Below are 22,557 nucleotides of genomic sequence, written 5' to 3' on the forward strand. Positions count from 1 at the left end.
CATGGCCCTCACCACCACCAGGCCTGAGGTCCGGCCCGCAGGCCGCGACCACGAGTCCGGCGAGCGGCGGCTGCGCCGCCGCCGCAAGCTCTGGTCGTACCTCGCCATGTCGGGCATCGGCGTCTTCTTCCTCTTCCCGCTCGTGTTCATGTTCGTGTCGAGCCTCAAGCCGTCGGGGCAGATCCTTTCCGACTCGGGGTCGCTCAACGCCTTCCTCCCCGTCGGCGACATCAGCCTCGACAACTACTTCGGCGTCTTCGAGCGGGTACCGGTCGCGCAGTTCCTGATCAACTCGGTATTCGTCACGGTCGTGACCGTCGCCCTCGGGCTCCTCGTGAACTCGATGGCCGGTTTCGCGCTCTCCCGGCTGGAATGGCGTGGACGCGGGCTGCTGCTCAGCGTCGTGATCGCGGCCCTCATCGTGCCGTTCGAGACGATCGCGGTGCCGATGGTCTACTGGGTCTCGAAGCTCCCGACGCTCGTCTTCGAGGGTGGCCTGCTGAAGTACGACTTCGGATGGCTCAACTCGTATCAAGTGCAGATCATCCCGTTCGTCGCGCACGCGTTCTCGATCTTCCTGTTCACGCAGTATTTCTCGACGATCCCGAAGTCGCTCGACGAGGCCGCTCGCATCGACGGCGCCGGATGGTTCACGATCTACCGCCGCATCATCGTGCCGCTCTCCGGCCCGGCGTTCGCAACGGTCGCGATCCTCACCTTCCTGCCCGCCTGGAACCAGTACCTCTGGCCGCTCATGGTGGTGCAGCAGGAGGAACTGCGCCCCGTCATGGTCGGCATGCAGTACTTCTTCCAGCTCAATCCGGCGTGGGGTGAGGTCATGGCGTACACGACGCTCATCACCCTGCCCGTGCTGATCGTGTTCCTGTCGTTCCAGCGTGCGTTCGTCTCGAGCGTCGCTGCCAGCGGCGTGAAGGGATAGGCGGGTGTTCGCGCTTCCCGATTCCTGGGTGTGGGACTTCTGGCTCGCCGACGACGGCGAGCGGTACCACCTGTTCTTCCTCTACGCGTCGCGCGCGCTGCACGACCCCGATGCCCGGCACTACCGGGCCTCGATCGGCCACGCCGTCTCCGACGATCTCGAGGAGTGGACGCGCGTCGCCGACGCGCTCGTGCGCGGCGACGCGCCCGCGTTCGACGGCCTCGCGACGTGGACGGGCTCAGTGGTGCGGCATCCCGACGGCACGTGGTTCATGTTCTACACGGGCACGAGCCTGACGCCCGGTGGCAACATCCAGCGCGTCGGTTACGCGACCTCGGCCGATCTCATGGAGTGGCAGAAGTCGGCGGCGAACCCCGTCGCGCAAGCCGACGCCCGCTGGTACGAGACCCTCGGCACGGGCCAATGGCGCGAGGAGGCCTTCCGCGACCCATGGGTGTTCGCGGACCTGGCGGGCGACGGATGGCACATGCTCGTCACTGCGCGCGCGAACACGGGCCCCGCCGACGACCGGGGTGTCGTCGGCCATGCCTGGTCGCCCGACCTGCGGAACTGGGAGGTGCTGCCGCCGCTCAGCGAGCCCGGACAGGGCTTCGGCCACCTCGAGGTGTTCCAGGTCGAGGTCGTCGACGGGAAGGCGGTGCTGCTCTTCTCGTGCACGGCCGCCGACTTCGCCGAGAGCCGGCGCGCGAACGGCACGACCGGCGGCGTCTGGGCGAGCCCCGCGGCATCCGTGCTCGGGCCATTCGACATCGCGGGGGCGCAGCTCGTCACCGACGACTCGCTCTACGTCGGGCGACTGCTGCGACGGCGTGACGACGGCGAATGGGTGATGTTCGCGTTCCACAACATCGCGCCCGACGGGTCGTTCATCGGCAGCATCAGCGATCCGATGCCCGTGCGGTGGGAGGGCCGCGACCTGCGCGTGACGCCGGCGGCCGTCCCCAGCTCGAGCAGGTGACCTCGCCGCGAGTGGGCCGCGGCCGGGTGCGCCGCGTCAGCCGTCGGTGTGGGCGTTCACGATGCGGTGGCTGTTGGCGTCGGTGACGCCCTGGAGGCTATTCACCCTCGTCACGCACCAGCAAGTCGAAGAACGCCGAGTTGATGAACAGGCGCTCGCGACCGGCCTTGATGTCGTAGAGCACACCTGCCGCCACGAGGGCGTTGAGCCACGATGTCGCCGTCGGGCGTGAGACGTGGCAACGCTCGACCACGTTCGCGATGCGAGAGTACGGCTGCTCGAACAGCACCGCGAGCAGGTCGGCGTTCGCGCCCGCTCTGGTCGTGCTGCGAATCGTCGTCATCACCTCCGCCTGGAGCTCGGAGATGCCGTCGATCTTCGCAATCGTCGACTCGGCGGTGCGCCGCACGCCCTCCAGCACGAACAGGATCCAGTCTTCCCAGGAGCCCTTCGAGGTCACCTCGAGCAGCAGCCGATAGTAGTCCTCTCGGTGCGCGATGAAGTAGCGCGACAGGTAGAGGATCGGATGGGTCAACACGCCCGCCTCGACGAGCATGAGCACGTTCATGATTCGGCCTGTGCGTCCATTGCCGTCACTGAACGGGTGGATCGCCTCGAACTGGTAGTGCGCGATCGCCATCCGAATCAGCGGATCGAGCTCATCGGCTGAATGCAGGAACTGTACCCAGTCCGACAACTTCTCGCTCAGCACGGCTTTGCCGCTCGGAGGCGTGTAGATCGCCTCGTTCGTTCCGGCATTCCCGATGAACGTCCCTGGCGCCCAGCGAATGTCCACATCTCGGCCATGGATCATCGAGCACACCTCGACCGCCGTGTTCGTGGACAACGGGCGGGCACGAATCAAGTCGATGCCGGCAAAGAGCGCAGCTCGATAGCGGAGGGTCTCCTTCGTCGCGGGGATGGTCGCGCCGGCCTCGTTCTGCGCGAACGCGAAGAGATCGTCGGCCGTGGTGACGATATTCTCGATCTCCGAGCTCGCCTGGGCTTCTAGCAGCGGCAGCGAGTTGAGGAGCACCGTCGGGTTCGGAATGCGTTGCGCAGCCTGGTCGAGGGCGGCGAGCGAGGCTCGCGCTTCGATCGCTGCCTTCAGAATCGGCTTCGTCTCGACATCTGCCTTCGGGGGCAGTGCGGGAAGGTCGTTGTAGGCGACGGTCGGGCTCCACGGCATGTGCAAACTGTAATGCAACGTGGCTACGATGTGTAAAGAAATCCATCGAATTTTATCACGTCGCGAGAACGTGTCAACGGACTTCTCAGATCACGCGGACGGCGGGACCAGCTCTTCGGGTTGGCTGCGCCGTCGGTTGACGGGAGGGCTCAGGGCACGGTGCGTGTGAGCAGGAATACCGGGATGACCCGGTCGGTCTTCGTCTGGTAGTCGGCGTAGGCCGGCCAGACCTCGAGCGCCCGCGCCCACCAGGTCGCGCGCTCGTCGCCGTCGAGCTCGCGCGCGAGGTAGTCGTGCTTCTCGGCACCGTCTTGCAGCTCGACGTGCGGGTGCTTCTTCAGGTTCCAGTACCAGGTCGGATGCTTCGTAGTGCCGCCGTTGGAAGCGACCACGGCGTACTCGCCGTCGTGCTCGACGCGCATGAGCGCGGTCTTGCGGAGCTTGCCCGACTTTGCGCCGATCGTGGTCAGCACGATGACTGGCCGGCCGCGCAGCGTGTTGGCCTTCTCTCCGCCCGAGGCCTCGAAGGTCTCGGCCTGCTGACGAGCCCAGGCTGAGGTGCTCGGCGCATATTCACCCGTGAGTGGCATGTGTCTCCTCGATGATTCAGGTCTGCTCACCCCAACGACGGTGCGCCGGCGGGAATTCCCTCCCGCCGGCGCGCTGAATCGTGAAGGGTCACGCCTGCTGGATCACGAGCGAGAACTCCACGAAGCCGTCGGGCTCGACCGAGACGAAGCCGAGGTTCGGCGCTTCGACGCCGTAGTCGGCGAAGGCGATGGGGATGCTGCCGGCGACCTGTCCGCCCGAGCCGTCGAAGACCGCCTCGAGGTCGACGGTGACGGGGTTGGTGACTCCCGCGATGGTGAGCTCTCCTGTGGCCGTGAGCTGCTGCACCTCGCCGGCGACGGGAGGAGCCTCGGCCGTGATCGGCCCGGTGAGCGCGAACGTCGCGGTCGGGAACTCGGCCACGCGCAGCGCGGTGTCGCGGAAGTAGGCGTCGCGGTTGTCGGAGTCGGTCGCGATCGAGGCGACGTCGACGGTGAATTCCGCATCGGTGAGGGTGAGGTCGTCGACGGTGAGGTTGCCGGTGACCTGCTCGGTGCGGCCGGTGACCGTGACATCCGTTCCGTTCAGCACCTCGTCGACGCGATAGCCCGCGAACGAGCCCTCACCCACGGTCCATGAGCCCGAGAGCTCGGAGGCATCCACCGATGCATCCGTCGAGGGTGCCGCCGTCACCGAGGGCGCCGCTTCGGCGGGCCCGACGATCAGGTCGCGGTAGACGATCGGGCCGGCGACGGCCGCCGTGGTGCCGAGGACGACGACCCCGGCGATGATCGAGATGATGACGGTACGTTTGCGCATGGGGCGGCTCCTGAGCGTTGGGGGAGAGCGGTAGGTGCTCCGCAGTCGAGCCTGCCGAAGCTCTATTTGAACTCTCTATGTGTTGCCTTCCGTGTCGCTGGGAGGTCGTCGGGTGTCGTGGCGGGATGCTCGGAATAGCACTCGCCCGAGAAAACTTGACTCTAGTAGACTCAAGTTTGTCGAAGGGAACAGCTGTGGCCAATATGCAGGGTGCGCCGGGCACGCAAGAGGAGCAGAAGTCGGCGCTCGAGCAGTTCGGCATCAACCTCACCGAGATCGCCAAGGCGGGCAAGCTCGATCCGGTGATCGGGCGCGACGCCGAGATCCGTCGTGTCAGCCAGGTGCTGACCCGCCGCACGAAGAACAATCCCGTGCTCATCGGAGAGCCCGGCGTCGGCAAGACGGCCGTCGTCGAGGGGCTCGCCCAGCGCATCGTCGCCGGCGACGTCGCCGACTCACTGAAAGACAAGCAGCTCGTCGCGCTCGACATCTCGGCGCTGGTAGCCGGTGCGATGTACCGCGGCCAGTTCGAGGAGCGCCTGAAGGCCGTGCTCCGAGAGATCAACGACGCCGAGGGCCAGATCATCACCTTCGTCGATGAGCTGCACCTGCTCATGGGTGCCGGCGGCGGCGAGGGCTCGGTCGCTGCATCCAACATGCTGAAGCCCATGCTCGCGCGCGGCGAGCTGCGGCTCATCGGCGCCACGACCCTCAACGAGTACCGCGAGCACATCGAGAAGGACGGCGCGCTCGAGCGCCGCTTCCAGCAGGTGTACGTGGGCGAGCCGAACGTCGAAGACACGGTGGCGATCCTCCGAGGGCTCAAGGGCCGGTACGAGGCGCACCACGGGGTGACGATCTCGGATGCCGCGCTCGTGGCCGCGGCATCCCTCTCCAATCGCTACATCCCGGCACGCCAGCTGCCCGACAAGGCCATCGACCTCGTCGACGAGGCGATGTCGCGCCTCAAGATGGAGATCGACTCGTCGCCTGTCGAGATCGACCAGTTGAAACGCCAGGTCGACCGCCTGAAGCTCGAGGAGCTCGCGCTCAAGAAGGAGAAGGACGAGGCGTCGAAGGAGCGGCTCGCGAAGCTGCGCGAGACCCTCGTCGATCAGGAGCGAGAGCTCGCGTCGCTCGAGGAGCGGTGGGCGCGTGAGCGCATGAGCCTGAACCGGGTCGGCGAGCTGAAGAAGCGACTCGACGAGGCGATCACCGAGCGCGACCGCGCGATGCGCGAGGCCGACTACCAGCGCGCCTCGAAGCTCGAGTACGAGACCATCAAGCAGCTCGAGCGCGACCTCGCCGAGGCCGAGCAGGCCGAGAGCGCACCCGACGAGCCGCGCATGGTCAACGAGCAGGTCACCGAGGAGGACATCGCGCAGGTCATCGCCGCGTGGACCGGCATCCCCGTCGGCAAGCTGCTGCAGGGTGAGACCGAGAAGCTGCTGCAGCTCGAGAGCGAGCTCGGCAAGCGGCTCATCGGCCAGAAGCGCGCGGTCATGGCCGTCGCCGATGCCGTGCGCCGTTCGCGGGCGGGACTCAGCGACCCGAACCGGCCCACCGGCTCGTTCCTCTTCCTCGGCCCCACGGGTGTCGGCAAGACCGAGCTCGCGAAGGCGCTCGCCGAGTTCCTCTTCGACGACGAGCACGCGATGGTGCGCATCGACATGTCGGAGTACGGCGAGAAGTTCTCCGTGTCACGGCTCGTTGGGGCGCCTCCCGGGTACATCGGATACGAGCAGGGCGGCCAGCTCACCGAGGCCGTGCGTCGGCGCCCCTACTCGGTGATCCTCCTCGACGAGGTCGAGAAGGCGCACCCCGAGGTGTTCGACGTGCTGCTGCAGGTGCTCGACGAGGGCCGATTGACCGACGGTCAGGGCCGCACGGTCGACTTCCGCAACGTCATCCTCGTGCTGACGTCGAACCTGGGCTCGCTGTACCTCATCGACCCGACCCTCAGCTGGGACGACAAGGAGCAGGCCGTGCTCGCCGCGGTTCGCGAGGCGTTCAAGCCCGAGTTCGTGAACCGGCTCGACGACATCGTCGTGTTCTCCTCGCTCTCCGAAGAGGAGCTCGGCGAGATCGTGAACCTCTACGTCGACCGGCTTTCGGCCCGGCTGCACGAGCGGCGACTCGAGCTCGGCGTCACGCCCGATGCGCGGGCCTGGCTCGCCGAGCGCGGCTACGACCCGCTCTACGGCGCTCGTCCGCTGCGCCGCCTCATGCAGCACGAGATCGACGACCGGCTCGCGCGGGCGCTGCTCACGGGCGAAATCCGCGACGGCGACACGGTCATGGTCGCGCTCGCCGACGACGGCGAGTCGCTCACGGTCGCCAAGGCGGAGGACCTCGCCGCCGACGGTGGCGGCGAGCCCGACGACGGCGTCATCGAGGCCGAGATCATCGAGTAGGCGGATGCCGCGGCTCGAGCTGGGCGCGCCTAGCGCTGCTCGGGCGCGGCGTCTGCGCTGGCCGTCTCTGGCTGGGGCACGCCGTTCGCGCTCGCCGGGATGCGGCGTTCGAGCGCGGCCGCCAGCACGCCGATGCCGACGCAGCTGACGACCATGATGATGATGAACACCTCGTTCAGGCCCCAGTCGAGCAGCAGGCCCGCGGCGATCGGCCCGGTGATCGCGCCACCCTGGAACGCCGCCGAGTTGATCGCGTTGTAGCGGCCGCGGTTGTGATCGGAGGCGAGGTCGTTGTAGATCGCGGGCACCGTGGGTTGCAGCAGGGTCTCGCCGAACGCGAAGATGCCCATGAATGCCAGGACCCCGATGGCGGCCGCCACCGAATCGGGCAGCAGCCCGGCGAACCCCAAGGCCAGCCACGCAACCGCCCACACCGCTGCCATCACCCACATGACGCGAGTGCGACGGTGCCCGCTGATGCGTCTGAGCACGATGAACTGCAACAGCACGATCACCGCGGTGTTCACGGCGAACGCGAGGCCGACCACGCGGGTCGACACCTCGGCCACTTGCCGCGCGTAGGCCGGGAACCCGGCCTCCAACTGGCCGTAGCCGATGAACATCGCGAGGAACGTGAGCAGGGTCAGCCACAGCACCGCCGGTTGCCGGAGGATCTCGCGATAGCCTCCGACCGGCGGGGCGTCGTCGTTGTGCGCGGCCTGGGTTCGGACGTGCCGGAGCGGCCCGAGCAACAGTGCCACCGGTACGAGGCAGCTGATGGCGTCGACGAGGAAGATCACGGTGAACGTCTCGGGGGAGTCGACGTCGATGTAGAACCCGCCGATGATGCCGCCCACGCCGATGCCGAGGTTGACGAGCGCGAAGTTGACGCCGAAGTACTGCTGACGCAGGTCGCCTTGGACCACTGCCGCAATCAGTGCGTTGAAGCCCGGCCAGGAGACGCCGAAGTTCACGCCGATGAGCACGAGGGCGACGGCGGCGACCGCAGGGTGCGTCGCGAACGCGAGCAGCGTGCAGCCGGCGATCATCGCGGCGAGCCCGATGAGCAGGATCTTCCGGGCGCCGAACCGGTCGATCAGGGTGCCGCCCGGTCCGGTCACGATCAGTCCGACGATCGCGATCAGGCTCATCAACCCGCCGGAGAGCCCGAGGTCGAAGCCCCGCACCTCGTGCAGGTAGATGATCGTGAACGGCAGGGTCAGCCCGCGGCCGAGCGTCTGGATGGCGACTGTCGACAGCAGCCATCGACCCTCGGTGGGCAGCGCGCTCCAGAACCCCCTGATGCCGATCACCTCAGTATTCTGCCGGACTCCACCGACATCGCATGTCGGTACCTCCTGTTGGGTATGGATGCCGGGCCACCGGAGTGCCATCGTGGGTTCATGACGCGCATCGTCGAAGCGGACTACCTCGTGGTCGGAGCCGGTGCCATGGGGATGGCCTTCACGGATGCCCTGACGGACCACGCCGAAGTGCGCGTCGCCCTCGTCGATCGCCGCCACGGCGTGAGCGGGCACTGGCTCGAGGCGTACCCCTTCGTCCGGCTGCACCAGGCGTCCGCCTTCTACGGGGTCGCCTCAACCCTGCTCGGCGGCGGGCAGGTGCAGCAGCGTGGGCCGGAGAAGGGCCTGCAGGAGCGCGCCACCCAGGCCGAGATCTGCCTCTACTACGCGCGGGCGCTCGACCGGATGGTCGAGTCCGGCAAGGTCGAGTTCTTCGCCAACAGCGAGTACGTCGGCGGCCGTACCTTCGTCTCGCGCATCTCCGGCGAACGGTTCGAGGTGCCGGAGCACTGCCGGATCGTCGACGCCCGCTACCTGGCACCCAGCATCCCGGCGGAGAAGCCTCCCCCCTTCGGGGTCGCCGACGACGTACACGTGCTGCCGGTCAACGACCTCGCCCGGCTCGAAGACGCGCCGAGCCAGTACGTGATCGCCGGCTCCGGCAAGACGGCGACCGACGCCTGCATCTGGCTGCTCTCGCGCGGCGTGGACGCCGATGCGATCTGCTGGGTGCGGCCACGGGAGCCGTGGATGCTCAACCGTGCCGTGGTGCAGCCCGAACCGGCCGTCTTCCTGGGCATGGCCGCCGACACGATGCAAGTGGCAGCGGGCGCAACTTCCCTCGACGAGGTGTTCCTCCGGCTCGAGGACGCCGGCGTCATGCTGAGAATCGATCGTGCGGTCATGCCCACGATGGCGAAGGCGCCCACCCTCGCGACGTGGGAGCTCAACCAGCTGCGGACCCTCGAGAACGTCGTGCGTCGCGGGCACATCGTGACCGTCGACCGGGGCAGGCTCGGGTTCGCCGACGGATCGGTCGCCGTCGCCGACGACGCGGTCGTCGTGCACTGCGCGGCCGACGGGCTGAAGTATCCGCCCCTGGTCCCCGTCTGGCGGCCCGATGCGATCACCCTCCAGCCGATCCGGGCAGGCTTCCCGTGCTTCGGAGCGGCGCTGATCGGGTACGTCGAGGCGACCCGCCACGACGACGAGGAGAAGAACCGGATCTGCGCGCCCTCGCCCCTCCCCGACTCGCTCGCGGAATGGGCGCGCATGGTCGTCATCGGCACGCGGTCCGCGATGGCGTTCGGCGCGGAGCCCGACATCGCCGAGTGGTCCGCGGGCGTGGCGCTCAACCCGGCGCGGATCCCGCCCGGGCACCCCGGATCGCCGGCGCTCCTCGACGCGCGAGCGCGGCTGCGGGAGTACAGCCCGCCGGGGCTGGAGGCGCTCGCGCGGCTCATCGGGGCGTCGGACGCATAGCTCGCGTCCTTCTGTTCACTCGCCGAGGTAGAGCGCGATGTCCTCGCAGAAGTCGCGCTCGCCGGTGTCGAAGCGGCCGTGCAACTCGTCGTCCCCCACCGGTCCGATGAAGGTGTCGTCCTCGGGATCCGACGGCGTGTCGTTGTCGTCGACGATGAAGGCTCCCTCGGCGAGGCCGGAGTCGTGGAACAAGAATTCCCCATCAAGCAGAACTTCCGTCCGCACCGAGTTCTTGAACCAGATGGTCAGGGTGCCGTCGCCGTTGTCTTCGATCTTGTGGTCCCGGACATTCCCCTGTTGGTCGACCACGAAGGTCTTGCCGTTCGCGCTGTACGTGTCCACCCACTGGAACGTCGCGGCGAAGCGAATGAGACCGTCGCGGTCGGCAGTGATGCGGTCGATGCCGCTCCCCTCCCAGCTGTGGGCGACCTCGAAGTCGACGATCTCAGCCGGGCACCAGTCTTCCGCCCCGACCTCGAGCACCTCGGAGCCGCTGTCCTCCCAGTGAACGACCTCCACCGGGTCAGCGAAGGCCGGTGCAGGAACGGCCATCGTCAGTACGGCTGCGACGGCGATCCCGCCGATGATCAGTGAGCGCTTCATTGTCGTCTCCGTCTCCGATAGCGAGTACATCTGAGCAATGCTCGGGTTCAGGGTACGCGCCCTTGGGCCGGGCGTCCATGCTGCGAATCCTTCCGACCTCGCCGTAGGCTCGAAGCATGCTGCTGCTCGGCGCGACTCGCACCGACGCTGCCCTCGTCGCGGATCTCGCGGAGGGCGCGGTGCGCGGCATCCGCCGGCGAGGGGTGCGCTTGTGGCGGGGCATCCCGTATGCAGCGGCGCCGGCGGGCGAGCTGCGGTTTCGTGCGCCGCGACCGCCACCCGGGTGGGACGGCGTGCGCGACGCCTCGGTGTTCGGCCCGGTCGCTCCCCAGAAGCGCAAGGGCCAGTTCATCGGCGCGGCCGATCACCTGCCGCGCAGCGAGGACTGCCTGAGCCTGAACGTCACCGCGCCCGACGACGGCGAGGCGCCGGGTCGCGGGCGCCCGGTGATGGTCTTCATCCACGGCGGTGCGTACAGCGTCGGCTCCTCGGGCGAGTATCCGCGTCAGGGCGAACGCCTCGTGCGCCGACACGGCGTCGTCTACGTGAGCCTCAACTATCGCCTCGGGGCGCTCGGATGGCTCGACTTCCGCGCCTACTCCACCGCCGATCGCCCCATCGAATGCAACCTGGGACTCCGCGACCAGGTGGCCGCGCTCGAGTGGGTGCGCCGCAACATCCGCGCCTTCGGCGGCGACCCCGACAACGTCACCCTGCTCGGCGAGTCCGCCGGCGCCAACTCGGTCACGACGCTCATGACGGTGCCCTCCGCAGAGGGGCTGTTCGCGCGGGCGATCGCCCAGAGCTCGCCGGCGAACGCGGTCTACCTCCCCGAGACGGCGGCGACTTGGGCGCGCGAGTATGTGGGCATCCTCAGCGGCATCGTCGACGACGACGACCTCGAGAGCGAGTCGACGGATGCCGCGGCCGCGATGCTCTGCGCGGCCGATCCGATGGTGCTCGCCGAGGCGACGACCGCCCTCACCATCCGCACGCCCGATGAGAACCCGGGCACGATCAGCCTCGCGCCCGTCATCGACGGGGAGTTCCTCCCGCACCGCCCGCTCGACGCATTCCGCGACGGCCTCGCACACCGCATACCGCTCATCATCGGCACGAACGACCGCGAGGGCTCGCTCTTCGAGGGGCGCATCAGCATCCTGCCGACGACGAAGCCGCGCATTCGCGCGATCTTCACGAACACGAGGAAGAAGTCGCGCAAGGCGATCAAGCGGCTGTATCCCGGCCTTCCCGAACGCCGGCCCGCAGCCGACTTCGCCGGCGACTTCACGTTCTGGTTCCCGACCGTGAAGGCCGCCGAACGGCACTCCCGCTACGCGCCCGTGTTCTTCTACCGGTTCGACGCAGCGCCTCGAACCGCTCGGCTCATGGGCCTCGACGCGACGCACGGGCTCGAGCTCTTCGCTTTGTTCGAGCGGTTCGACACGGTCGTCGGCACCGGGCTCACCCTGCTCGGCGGGCGGCGGATGTTCCGCGAGGTCGGACTACGGATGCAGCGGCACTGGATCCAGTTCGCGGCATCCGGTGCCCCGGGCCCTGACTGGCCCGCCTACGAGGAGGGCGAGCGCCGCACCCTGATCTTCGACGGCGTGGACCGCGTCGAAGCCGACCCCCGGCGCGAGAAGCGACTCGCGTGGCAGGCGTTCGTGCCGCACGTGTGAGGCGACGGAACGTCGCGTCAGCCGCTTCGCAACTCCCCAGAACGGGGGTTGTGAAACGCGGCCGACCCAGCCCGTTTCTGCCTTAGGCTGCGATCACCCTACCTTCGAGAGACTGGATTCCTGCCCCGTGTACCCGAACAACTCGGGGCGGCGACCGCGGTCGCTTGTTGCCCTGCTCGTCGCGCTCGTGACCCTCCTTTCGATCTGGCAGCCGTCGGCTGCGATGGCCAGCGAGATCGCTCCGAACCTGGTCTCGCTGCACCGGACCTCGGCTGATGTCGTGGCGCAGGGCGACGACGTCGTCGTGGCCTGGGAGTTCGATGCGCCGGTCGAATATGTGTCGGTGATTCTGCGCGACAGTTTGGACGAGCACCAGCACCTCCACGGCGGTTCCGGCGCGATGACCTCAGGCGAAGCCCGGGCAACGGTCGACACGTCGATATGGCCGGGCGGCTCGATCGCATTCGCCGGGATCAGGTACGCCTGGACGACGGGCGAGAAGTACTACTCGGTCGAGCTCGACGCCACCGGGGCAGTGGTGTGGAAGAGCGAGGGGCTCGCCGAAGTTCCGTCCGCAGGGCAGGCCATCGACGTGGTGGGCTTCGACGTCACGTCCGACATCGACCTCTCGATTCCCGCCATGCTGGTGAGCGCGACACGCACATCTGGCGACGTGCTGGCAGACGGCGAGGCGGTCGAGATCGCTTGGGAGTTCGACCGGCCCATGTACTCGGTGGTCTTCCGCCTTCGGGATTCCATCGGCAGAGATCACCGCGTCGAATGGAGCGCTTGGAACGACGGCGGCTCCAGTGCCAACGCGGGCATCGCGCGTGCGCAGGTCGACACACCCGCCTGGGCTGGAGGCGAGGTCGTCTTCTCCGGCATCGAATACTCCTGGAGCGGCGGCTCGATGTCGCTCGATGGATCCGGAACCGTCAACTGGAAGCAGCCGACGGGTCTCGCCGACGCGACCCTTCCGGCGAGCGGACTCGGCCAGCTGACGTTCGTCGTCGACTCCGCCTACGACCCCGGTGCCGCGCCGCTGCTGACCTCGCTCACCCGCACCTCGCCCGACGTCGTGCGCAACGGTGACGAGGTCTGGGTCGAGTGGGCCTTCGACAGCCCAGTCGACTCGGTGTGGATCATGCTGCGCGACTCCCTGGGCGGCGTGCATTCCCTGTCCGCCGGAATGTGGAATGGTGCCGCCGAGTCCGGCCGGGCATATGCCGACGTCGATACGGCGCGATGGCCCGCCGGCAAAATCGAGCTCGAACAGATCCAATACAACTGGGGCTCCGGCGCCGCCTCCAGGTCGGTGACGCTCGACGCGAATGGCGAGCTGCGCTGGACGTCGGGCGACACGGGCGAGATCCCCCCGGCCACCGCGGCGATCTCGTACACGCCGTTCACGGTGGAGTCCGATATCGATCTCTCGATTCCGCCCACGTTGTCGAGCGCGTCGCTCCTCTCGCCCGAAGTGGTCACCGACGGCGGAGAGCTCCAGGTCGCATGGTCGTTCGACCGCCCGGTAGAGAGTGTGCAGGTATATTTCCGGGATGCGGTCGGACAGCGGCACGCTGCCTACTGGACGAAGTGGGCGACCGGGGAACCGGCGGCGACCGAGGGCGTGGCCCGGTGGGAGATCGACACCGCAACCTGGGCGGGCGGAGAGACCGTCTTCGACGGCATCCACTATGAGTGGGGGAACTCCTGGATGGCGCTCGATGCGACCGGCGCAGTGACGCAGAAGAGTCCGCCGGGCGTCGCGGATGCCGTCCTTCCGTCGGGCGGTCTCGCGGGGCTCGCATTCACCGTCGACTCCGACGTGGACCTCGCCGCGGTGCCGTCGCTCACCTCCGTGACCCGGGTCTCCGGCGACGTCATTCACGACGGCGAGGGCGCCGCGATCGGGTGGGAATTCGACGCGCCGGTGCAGTGGGTCTCGTTCGCGTACCTCGACGGGCTCGGTCGACAGGTGTATGTCATGTGGAACGGCGAACCGGCCACCTCGGGCGTAGCGTCCGTGCCGCTCGAGGGCGCGACCTGGGCTCCGGGCGTCGCCGAGCTGGTCGAGGTCCGTTACTCGTTCCCCGGCGACCATACGGTCACTCTCTCCCGTGACGGAACACGGTTTTCGAAGTGGCCCAGCGGCATCGACGATCCCGTTCCCTACGAGCCAGGATTCGCCGCGCTCGACTTCGCGGTCGAGACCGACGCCGTGTTCGAGACCGTGACCGTTCCCGCACCGGTCTTCACCGATGCGACCTGCGAAGCCGGGGCGCACGTCCTCCTCGAGGACTTCCCGCACGGGTCGTGGAACTGGAACCCGAACAACGGCATGTACGGCGACGGTGGCGAGTCGTACGACGGTGAGCCGTGGAGACCCAATGAAGGGGTCACCTATACCGTGACGGCCCGGTTCGACGACGGTTGGGGCACGACCGGCGAGTCTCGGTGGACGCATGAGTTCGTCGACCCCGGCTCTTGCGAGCCGTTGCTCGAATTCCCCGCGCCGCCGACGCCGACGATCATCGGTGATCCGGTGGTCGGATCGATGCTGATGGCTGTGCCGGGCGACTGGCAGCCGGCTCCCGTCGAGTTGTCGTTCCAGTGGACGCGCGACGGACTCCCGATCGCCGGTGCCACCGAGACGAGTTACGAGCCCTCGGCGACCGACGCCGGCACGGCGATCGCGGTCGAGGTCATTGCCACGAAGGAGGGGTACCAGGCCACGACTCGGGCGAGCGAGCCGGTGTTGATCCAGGAAGCCTCGGAGCCGCCGTCGGCTCCGGTGTCGCGTGTGGCTGGTGCTGATCGGTTTGCGACGGCGGTGGCGGTGTCGAAGGAGCAGTTCGAGCCTGGTGTCGAGGTCGTGTATGTCGCGAACGGGTTGAACTTCCCCGATGCCTTGGCTGCGGGGCCGGTTGCCGCGTTGCGTGGCGGGCCGGTGCTGTTGGTTGCCCCGTGGATGGTGCCCGAGGTCGTGAAGGGTGAGTTGGAGCGGCTTCAGCCCAAGCGGATCGTGGTGCTCGGTGGCGAGAACTCGGTGAACCCGTCGGTCGCTGCTGACTTGGGTGGATATGCCTCCGAGGGGGTGTCGCGTGTGGCTGGTGCTGATCGGTTTGCGACGGCTGTGGCGGTGTCGAAGGAGCAGTTCGAGCCTGGTGTCGAGGTCGTGTATGTCGCGAATGGGTTGAACTTCCCCGATGCCTTGGCTGCGGGGCCGGTTGCCGCGTTGCGTGGCGGGCCGGTGCTGTTGGTTGCCCCGTGGGTGGTGCCCGAGGTCGTGAAGGGTGAGTTGGAGCGGCTTCAGCCCAAGCGGATCGTGGTGCTCGGTGGGGAGAACTCGGTGAACGCGTCGGTCGCTATTGACCTGGGTGGCTTCGTGGTCCCCTGAATTCGTGATGCCGTCGTTCGAATAGGCTCGATTCCATGCTTGCGACCCTCATTCACGCAGAACGTGACATCCGCGTCGAGACCGTGCCCGACCCCGTGCTGTCGACCGGCGTCGACGCGATCGTGAAGGTCGTCGCCGCCTGTGTGTGCGGCTCCGACCTCTGGCCCTATCGTGGCATCACGCCGACGCGCGAGCCGCACCGCATCGGGCATGAGTTCGTGGGCGTCGTCGAGGAGATCGGGCCGGATGTCGCGAACGTCGCCGTCGGCGATTTCGTGATCGCCCCCTTCTACGTGTGCGACAACACATGCGCGAACTGCCGCAACGGCGTGAGCACCTCGTGCCTGGGCGGCGGCTGGTGGGGAGGCAACGACAAGACGGGCGCCTTCGCCGACGCCGGCCAGGGCGAACGAGTGCGCGTGCCGCTCGCCGACGGCACGCTCGTGGTCGTGCCCGGACCGGTCCCCGATGAGCTCGTGCCCGGGCTGCTGACCCTCAGCGACGTCATGGGCACCGGCCACCACGCCGCGGTATCGGCCGGCGTCGGCGAGGGCGACACGGTCGCCGTCGTCGGCGATGGCGCCGTCGGGCTGTGCGCGATCATCGCGGCGAAGCGGCTCGGGGCGTCGACGATCATCGCGATGTCGCGGCATCCTGAGCGACAGGCGCTCGCGCGCGCGTTCGGCGCGACCCACATCGTCGAGGAGCGCGGCGACGAGGGCGTCGCCCGGGTGCGTGAGCTCACCGGCGGCATCGGCGCCGATCAGGTGCTCGAGTGCGTCGGCACGAAGGAGTCGATGGACCAGGCGATCCGCTCGACGCGCCCCGGTGGCATGGTGGGCTACGTCGGCGTGCCGAACGGCGGGCCCGAATTGCCCGTGCGCCCCTTGTTCGACCGCAACGTCGGCGTCAACGGCGGCGTCGCGCCCGTGCGCGGCTACATCGAGGAGCTGCTGCCCGACGTGCTCTCAGGAGCGATCGAGCCCGGCCGGGTCTTCGACCTCGAGCTGCCGCTCGCCGAGGCCGCCGAGGCGTATGCCGCGATGGATGAGCGCCGGGCGATCAAGGTGCTGCTGCGCCCCTGAGCCAAGTACGCAGAACGTGAAGCCAGAGGGCCCGTCGACGCAAGATTCGTTCATACGACGCAAGAACTTGCCCGCCTGATGAACGAGCGCGCGGATTCGCCGGGACGTTGCGAGTCCCCCTTGTCCCGCGTTCGAGGGGCGTGGAAGGATCGCGCTCATTGACCGCTCACGGATTGGACGCATATGCCCGGATTGAGATCTCTCGCCGCGACATCCACCCTCGCACTGGCCTTGACGGCGCTCGTCGCCTCGCCGGCCGGTGCGATCACTTCGGCTGAAGGCGAGGTGGCTGGCGAGCAGCAGTACGTCGTGCTGTTCGCCGAGGGTGCCTCCGCAGCGGCGACGCGAGCCGCAGTCGAGGCAGCGGGTGGCACGATCGTCGCCGAGAACACCGAGGTGGGCGTCGCGACGGTGGTCACGACCGAATCCGACTTCGCTTCCGAGGCAGCCGCACAGGCCGTGATCGAAGGCACCGCCCTCAACCGCGTCTTCGCCGACGTTCCCGAGTCTCAGAAGGGTGCTGGTGCTGCCGAGAAGTCGGATGCTGCGAAGAACGATCTCCGGAGCAGCGGGCCTGGGGCAGCGGCCGCGACCGGAGCGCCTGCGACGCGCCCCTCGAAGGGGAAGCCGGTCGCCGAGCCGCTCGCCGACCTCCAATGGGACATGCAGGCGATCGACGCGACGGTCGACGGCTCGTACCGCCACGACAAGACTGCGGGCGTGCTCGTCGGCATCATCGACACGGGCGTCGACGGTTCGCACCCCGACATCGCCCCGAACTTCGACGCTGAACTGAGCCGCAACTTCACGGTCGACATCGAGGTGGACGCGAACGGTGATCCGATCGACGGCCCCTGTGCGGACGAGCCCGACCAGTCGTGCGAGGACGCCGCCGACGTCGATGAGAACGGACACGGCACCCATGTCGCCTCCACGATCGGCTCGCCCATCAACGGCATCGGCATCGCGGGCGTCGCGCCCGACGTGAAGCTCGTGAACCTGCGCGCCGCCCAGGACTCGGGCTACTTCTTCCTGCAGGCATCCGTCGACGCGCTCACCTACGCCGGGGACGTCGGCATCGACGTCGTGAATATGAGCTACTACGTCGACCCCTGGTTGTTCAACTGCACGTCGCACCCGGCCGACTCGGCTGAAGACCAGGCCGAACAGCAGACGATCGTCACCGCCATGCAGCGCGCCCTCGACTACGCACGCGATCACGGTGTCACGCTGGTATCCGCGGCGGGGAACGGCGCGACCGACTACACCAAGGTGATCTCCGATTCCTCGAGCCCCGACTTCGCGAGCGAGCCCGGCGAGGTCGCGTACACGCGTGACCTCCTCGACCCGGCTTCGTGCACCTCGATGCCGAGCGAGGGTGCCGGCGTGATCACGGTGAGCAGCACGGGCCAGAGCGACCGCAAGGCCTACTACTCCGACTACGGCAATGGGTACGTGGATGTCGCCGCCCCCGGCGGTGATGTGTACGACAACGCCGAGGGCACCCGCCAGTACCCCGGCGGCATCCTCGCGGCCTACCCGGCCGCTCTCGCTGAAGAGGAGGGCGCGATCGACGAGAACGGTGACGTCGTCGTTCCGTGGGCGGTGAAGAACTGCGATGCCTCGGGCGAGACCTGCGCGTACTACCAGTACCTGCAGGGAACGTCGATGGCCTCCCCGCACGCTGCCGGTGTCGCCGCGCTCATCGTCGGGCAGTTCGGCCATGCCGACAAGGCGCACGGAGGCAAGACGCTGTCGCCCGCGATGACCGAGTCGATCCTGCTGTCGTCAGCCGTCGACACGGCGTGCCCCGACCCGGCGGCGTTCACCTACGTGCGGCACCTGCCGACCGGGGTGACCGCCACCACGACGCACACCTGCGAAGGCGGGCCGACGAAGAACGGCTTCTTCGGCGACGGCATCGTGAACGCGTTGGCCGCGATCGGGCGCTGATCCGCGGCATCCGCTGACGCACATCGACGGGCCGGTCTCTTCGGAGGCCGGCCCGTTTGCGACTTCCGCGCCCCCGCATCGGAAACGTAGGAAGAAACGCCGATCAGCCCTCTCCGCGGGCGGTGACACGCCGGAAGGAGGCTCGAGAGTTCCTACATTGCCGTGAAGCGCTTCGGAAACGCCGCTGCTACTCGCCCGCGAGCACGAGCTCGCCGAGCGGCTTGCGCAGACGCGGTGCGGACTCGCGCTCACGCAGCACGTCGGGGAGCGTGTCGATGTCGCCGAGCACGCCGATCGCGGTGATCGAGACGACCTCGAGGTTCGCGTCGAGGCCGAACGCCGCGTGGAGCCTCGCGGCGTCGAACCCGCCGAGCTGGTGGGTGTGCAGGCCCTCGTGCTGCGCCTGCACCGTGAGGTGCGCGACGGCCTGGCCGAGGTCGTAGCGGGCGAACGCACGCGCCTTGCCTTCGGGGTCGATGATCTCGGCGACGTTCACGATGAGCACGGCGGCCGAGTCGGTCCACGCCTGGTTGAAGCCCACCATCGTGTCGTGCACCTTGGTGAATGCATCGGTGCCGCGATGCGCAACGAGGAAGCGCCACGGCTGGGTGTTGTTCGCCGACGGCGCCCAGCGAGCGGCCTCGAGGATCGTTCGGATCACGGCGGGGTCGACCTCAGCGGTCGGGTCGTAGGCGCGCGGGCTCCAGCGCTCGACGAGCGGGGTGATCAGCGCGGCCTCGGTCTGGGCGTTGCGAGAGGTGATGTCGGTGATGAGGGTCATGCGAACACGGCTTTCATGGGGGATGAACGGATGCCGGGGCGTCGTCGACCCACGCGGTGCAACGCTGCGCGGCATCCGCTATTCCATGTCTCTGCATACTCTCAGGCAGGGTGCCTGTTTTGGCGGGCTTTGCCCAAGCCGCCCTACGCGCGCGCGAGCTCCTCGCGGATGCCCGCGACGAATGCGTCGATGTCGGCCTCGCTCGTGTCGAAGGAGCACATCCAGCGCACCTCGCCCTTCGCGGCATCCCAGTCGTAGAACCGGAAGCCGCGCTCGCGAAGGCGGTCGGCGACCCCCGCCGGCAGCGTCGCGAACACGCCGTTCGACTGGGTCTGCTGCGTGAAGCCGAGGCCGGGCAGTTCGCCCGCCGCGATGCCGGCATCGAGCGCGTCGCGCAGGCGTCGCGCCATCGCGTTCGCGTGCCCGGCGCTCTCGAGCCAGAGGTCGCCCTCGAGCAGCGTGATGAGCTGCGCCGAGACGAACCGCATCTTCGACGCGAGCTGCATGTTGAGCTTGCGCAGGAACTTCAGGCCCTCGGATGCCTCGGGGTTCAGCACCACGATCGCCTCGGCGCCGAGCGCCCCGTTCTTGGTGCCGCCGAAGCTCAGCACATCGACGCCGGCGTCGCGCGTGAAGGCCCGCAGCGGCAGGTCGAGGGATGCCGCGGCGTTCGACGCCCGGGCACCGTCCATGTGCAGCTTCATGCCGCGTTCGTGCGCGTGGTCGGCGATCGTGCGGATCTCGTCGGCCGTGTAGGCCGTGCCGAGCTCGGTGGTCTGCGTGATCGAGACGACGAGCGGCTGTGCGCGGTGCTCATCGCCCCAGCCCCACGCCTCGCGGTCGATGAGCTCGGGCGTGAGCTTGCCGTCGGGCGTCGGCACGGTGAGCAGCTTGATGCCGCCGACCCGCTCGGGCGCGCCGCCCTCGTCGGAGTTGATGTGCGCCGTGGTCGCGCTGATGACCGCGCCCCAGCGGGGCAGCATCGACTGGAGCCCGGTGACGTTCGCGCCCGTGCCGTTGAAGACCGGGAAGACCTCGACGCCCTCGCCGAAGTGCTGCGCGAACACCTCCTGCAGGCGGTCGGTGTAGACGTCTTCGCCGTAGGCCACCTGGTGCCCGCCATTCGCCGTGGCGATCGCGGCGAGCACCTCGGGGTGCACGCCGGAGTAGTTGTCTGAGGCGAAGCCGCGCACGGCGGTGTCATGGAGCTGCTCGGTCACCGGTCCATCCTCCCACCCGGCGGCATCCGCTCAGCCGCGCAGCGCCTCGGCGAGCTTGACGCGCGCGCCCGTCTTCAGGAGCGAGTTGCGGTAGATGCGTTCGCCGATCACGACCGCGAGCGCCGTCGTCGCGACGAGGATCACGAGCGACACGAGCGGCTCCCACCACTCGGCCGAGCCGAGGAACAACCGCATCGGCATGCCGACCGGAGCGGAGAACGGCACGTAGCTCATGATCGCGAGCACCGTGGGGTTGTCGTTGAAGAAGATGACGAGGAAGTACGGGATCATCACGAGCATCGTCACGGGCGTCGTGACCGAGCCGATGTCCTCCGCTCGCGACACCATCGCGCTCGTCGCGGCGAAGAGCGCCGCGAGCATCACGAAGCCGATCGCGAAGAACACGACGAACCACACGACCGAGGTGCCCAGACCGCCGAGCAGCACCCGCTGTCCGGTGAGGATCATGCCGAGCGTCGCGAGCACCGCGATCGCGACGATCTGCCCGAGCGCGAGCACGCTGTTGCCGATCACCTTGCCCGTGAGCAGTGCCCGCGCCGACACCGTGGACAGCAGGATCTCGACGACGCGCGTCTGCTTCTCCTCGACGACCGATTGCGAGATCGTCGTGCCGAACGTGAGCGCCGACATGAAGAACACGAGCCCGAAACCGAAGGCCACGAGGTAGGCGAGCCCGGGGTCGGTCGCGGCGGGTTCGAGCAGCTCGACCGAAGGCGACACCGAGAGTGCACCGACAACCTCGCGGGGCGCCGAATCGAGTCCGATCACCGTGATGCCGAGAGGGTCGGATGCCGCGGGCGCCACGATCGCGTCGACATCGCCGGCTCGCAGCATCCGCTCGCCCTCCGCCTCGTCGGCCACGGGCACCGCCTCGAGCTCGTCATTGCCGTCGACGACGGAGGACGCCCCCGCGACGACGGCGACCTTCGGCGTCTGCTCCTGCCCGCCGAACACGCTGCCGAGCACGACCGAGGCGAGCACCGCGAGCATGAGCACGCCCGTGGAGATGAGGAACGCCTTGCTGCGCAGCCGCATGGTGATCTCGCGCCCCGCGATGAGCGAGACGCTGTCGACGAAGCGCGGTGTGCGCCGCTCGCCCTCCGGTGGTCGAGTAGGACGCGAAGCGCCCGTATCGAGGCCACTGCCCGCACCCAAACCTTCGTTCCGGGTCACAGCACGACCTCCTTGAAGATCTCGGCGAGCGTCGTGTGCTCGCGCGTGAAGGTGACGACCTCGCCGCGGGCGACGGCCTCGGCGAGCGCGGCCTGCCTCGCGGCATCCGTCTCGGCCTCGAAGACCGCCCACCCGCCGTCGAACTCGACGACCGTGATGCCGGGCGCCTCGCGCAGCCAGCCGGCGTCGCCGTTCATGAGCAGCTCCCACCGCTCGGAGCCGTGCTGCTCGCGCAGTGCCTCGCCGCTGCCCGCGGCCCGGATGCGGCCGCCCGCGATGATCACGAGGTCGTCGCAGAGCCGCTCGACGATGTCGAGCTGGTGCGACGAGAAGAGCACGGGGGCGCCGGATGCCGCGACGTCGGCGAGCACGCCCTGCACCGTCTCGACGGCCATCGGGTCGAGCCCGGAGAACGGCTCGTCGAGCACGAGCACCTCTGGGCGATGCACGAGCGCCGCCGCGATCTGCGCGCGTTGCTGGTTGCCGAGTGAGAGCGACTCGATCGTGTCGTTCACGCGCTCGCCGAGGTCGAGCCGTTCGAGCAGCTCGAGGGCGTTGCGCCGTGCGGCCGCCGGCGCCCAGCCGTGCAGGCGAGCGAGGTACACGGTCTGTTCGAGCACGCGCATCTTCGGGTAGAGGCCGCGTTCCTCGGGCATGTAGCCGAAGCGGCGGCGGTCGACGTCGCCGAGCGGCATGCCGCCGAGGGTGACGCGGCCCGAGTCGGCGGCGAGCACGCCGAGGATGATGCGCATCGCGGTGGTCTTGCCGGCGCCGTTGCCGCCGACGAATCCCGTGAGGCGGCCGTCGCCGACGGTGAAGCTCACCGCATCGAGGGCGGGTCGGTCGCCGTAGCGCTTGCTGACGTCATGGAGTTCGAGCATGGCTCAACGCTACGGATGCCGCGTGGCCGGGGCATCCGCCGCACGACGGGTTCTCGTGCTCTGTCGTGCCCCTCCGCCTCCGTCG

17 protein-coding genes are annotated in these 22,557 nt (G+C 68.5%); 8 read left to right on the forward strand and 9 right to left on the reverse strand.

What is annotated here, in order from left to right:
- Position 1: 1 nt before the first annotated feature.
- Together ESP51_RS07435 and ESP51_RS07440 are read left to right on the forward strand one after the other, a co-directional pair.
- The gene (locus tag ESP51_RS07435; RefSeq protein ID WP_129520267.1) at positions 2 to 940 is read left to right on the forward strand and encodes a carbohydrate ABC transporter permease; all 939 of its coding nucleotides are present in this window, start codon (positions 2 to 4) and stop codon (positions 938 to 940) included.
- Positions 941 to 944: 4 nt separating this feature from the next.
- Entirely contained in the window at positions 945 to 1,919 is a 975-nt protein-coding gene (locus tag ESP51_RS07440; protein WP_129520268.1) for a glycoside hydrolase family protein, read from the forward strand.
- A gap of 97 nt (positions 1,920 to 2,016) precedes the next feature.
- Here the strand turns inward: ESP51_RS07440 and ESP51_RS07445 are convergent, their stop codons facing one another.
- From ESP51_RS07445 to ESP51_RS07455, 3 genes are all read right to left on the reverse strand, one after another.
- A complete protein-coding gene (locus ESP51_RS07445) occupies positions 2,017 to 3,108 on the reverse strand; it encodes a Fic family protein (RefSeq protein ID WP_129520269.1) in 1,092 nt (363 codons plus the stop codon).
- A 149-nt stretch (positions 3,109 to 3,257) separates the two neighbouring features.
- On the reverse strand, positions 3,258 to 3,698 hold the full coding sequence (locus tag ESP51_RS07450; protein WP_129520270.1) for a nitroreductase family deazaflavin-dependent oxidoreductase: 441 nt from the start codon (positions 3,696 to 3,698) through the stop codon (positions 3,258 to 3,260).
- An 88-nt stretch (positions 3,699 to 3,786) separates the two neighbouring features.
- Entirely contained in the window at positions 3,787 to 4,476 is a 690-nt protein-coding gene (locus tag ESP51_RS07455) for a YceI family protein (protein WP_129520271.1), read from the reverse strand.
- A gap of 203 nt (positions 4,477 to 4,679) precedes the next feature.
- Between ESP51_RS07455 and ESP51_RS07460 the strand changes: the two genes are divergently transcribed.
- A complete protein-coding gene (locus ESP51_RS07460; RefSeq protein ID WP_129520317.1) occupies positions 4,680 to 6,890 on the forward strand; it encodes an ATP-dependent Clp protease ATP-binding subunit in 2,211 nt (736 codons plus the stop codon).
- Positions 6,891 to 6,919: 29 nt separating this feature from the next.
- On the opposite strand, the gene ESP51_RS07465 is transcribed toward ESP51_RS07460, so the two are convergent.
- Positions 6,920 to 8,203: an MFS transporter gene (locus tag ESP51_RS07465; protein WP_241843037.1), complete on the reverse strand. Its 1,284-nt coding sequence runs from the start codon at positions 8,201 to 8,203 to the stop codon at positions 6,920 to 6,922.
- Between the two features lie 90 nt (positions 8,204 to 8,293).
- Between ESP51_RS07465 and ESP51_RS07470 the strand changes: the two genes are divergently transcribed.
- Positions 8,294 to 9,676 (forward strand): NAD(P)-binding protein, encoded by a 1,383-nt coding sequence (locus tag ESP51_RS07470; RefSeq protein WP_129520273.1) that lies wholly within the window; start codon positions 8,294 to 8,296, stop codon positions 9,674 to 9,676.
- Positions 9,677 to 9,691: 15 nt separating this feature from the next.
- On the opposite strand, the gene ESP51_RS07475 is transcribed toward ESP51_RS07470, so the two are convergent.
- Positions 9,692 to 10,279: a hypothetical protein gene (locus tag ESP51_RS07475; protein WP_129520274.1), complete on the reverse strand. Its 588-nt coding sequence runs from the start codon at positions 10,277 to 10,279 to the stop codon at positions 9,692 to 9,694.
- Positions 10,280 to 10,395: 116 nt separating this feature from the next.
- Between ESP51_RS07475 and ESP51_RS07480 the strand changes: the two genes are divergently transcribed.
- The 4 genes from ESP51_RS07480 (at position 10,396) to ESP51_RS07495 (ending at position 18,396) form a co-directional block, all read left to right on the forward strand.
- Positions 10,396 to 11,961 carry a carboxylesterase/lipase family protein gene (locus tag ESP51_RS07480; protein WP_129520275.1) on the forward strand — a complete coding sequence of 522 codons (1,566 nt, stop codon included), beginning with the start codon at positions 10,396 to 10,398 and terminating at the stop codon, positions 11,959 to 11,961.
- A gap of 187 nt (positions 11,962 to 12,148) precedes the next feature.
- The gene (locus ESP51_RS07485) at positions 12,149 to 15,358 is read left to right on the forward strand and encodes a cell wall-binding repeat-containing protein (RefSeq protein WP_129520276.1); all 3,210 of its coding nucleotides are present in this window, start codon (positions 12,149 to 12,151) and stop codon (positions 15,356 to 15,358) included.
- A gap of 35 nt (positions 15,359 to 15,393) precedes the next feature.
- On the forward strand, positions 15,394 to 16,443 hold the full coding sequence (locus ESP51_RS07490) for a zinc-dependent alcohol dehydrogenase family protein (RefSeq protein ID WP_129520277.1): 1,050 nt from the start codon (positions 15,394 to 15,396) through the stop codon (positions 16,441 to 16,443).
- 183 nt (positions 16,444 to 16,626) lie between these two features.
- A complete protein-coding gene (locus ESP51_RS07495) occupies positions 16,627 to 18,396 on the forward strand; it encodes a S8 family serine peptidase (RefSeq protein ID WP_129520278.1) in 1,770 nt (589 codons plus the stop codon).
- A gap of 187 nt (positions 18,397 to 18,583) precedes the next feature.
- Here ESP51_RS07495 and ESP51_RS07500 read toward each other — a convergent pair whose 3' ends face one another.
- The 4 genes from ESP51_RS07500 to ESP51_RS07515 all read right to left on the reverse strand — a co-directional run bounded on the left by ESP51_RS07500 (position 18,584) and on the right by ESP51_RS07515 (position 22,472).
- Positions 18,584 to 19,177: a nitroreductase family protein gene (locus tag ESP51_RS07500; RefSeq protein WP_129520279.1), complete on the reverse strand. Its 594-nt coding sequence runs from the start codon at positions 19,175 to 19,177 to the stop codon at positions 18,584 to 18,586.
- Between the two features lie 143 nt (positions 19,178 to 19,320).
- A complete protein-coding gene (locus tag ESP51_RS07505; protein ID WP_129520280.1) occupies positions 19,321 to 20,397 on the reverse strand; it encodes a threonine aldolase family protein in 1,077 nt (358 codons plus the stop codon).
- 30 nt (positions 20,398 to 20,427) lie between these two features.
- The gene (locus ESP51_RS07510) at positions 20,428 to 21,591 is read right to left on the reverse strand and encodes an ABC transporter permease (RefSeq protein WP_422386832.1); all 1,164 of its coding nucleotides are present in this window, start codon (positions 21,589 to 21,591) and stop codon (positions 20,428 to 20,430) included.
- A complete protein-coding gene (locus ESP51_RS07515) occupies positions 21,588 to 22,472 on the reverse strand; it encodes an ABC transporter ATP-binding protein (RefSeq protein WP_129520281.1) in 885 nt (294 codons plus the stop codon). The genes ESP51_RS07510 and ESP51_RS07515 overlap by 4 nt, the downstream gene beginning before the upstream one ends.
- Positions 22,473 to 22,557: the final 85 nt, after the last annotated feature.

The organism is Agromyces albus (assembly GCF_004134825.1).
GTDB lineage: Bacteria > Actinomycetota > Actinomycetes > Actinomycetales > Microbacteriaceae > Agromyces > Agromyces albus.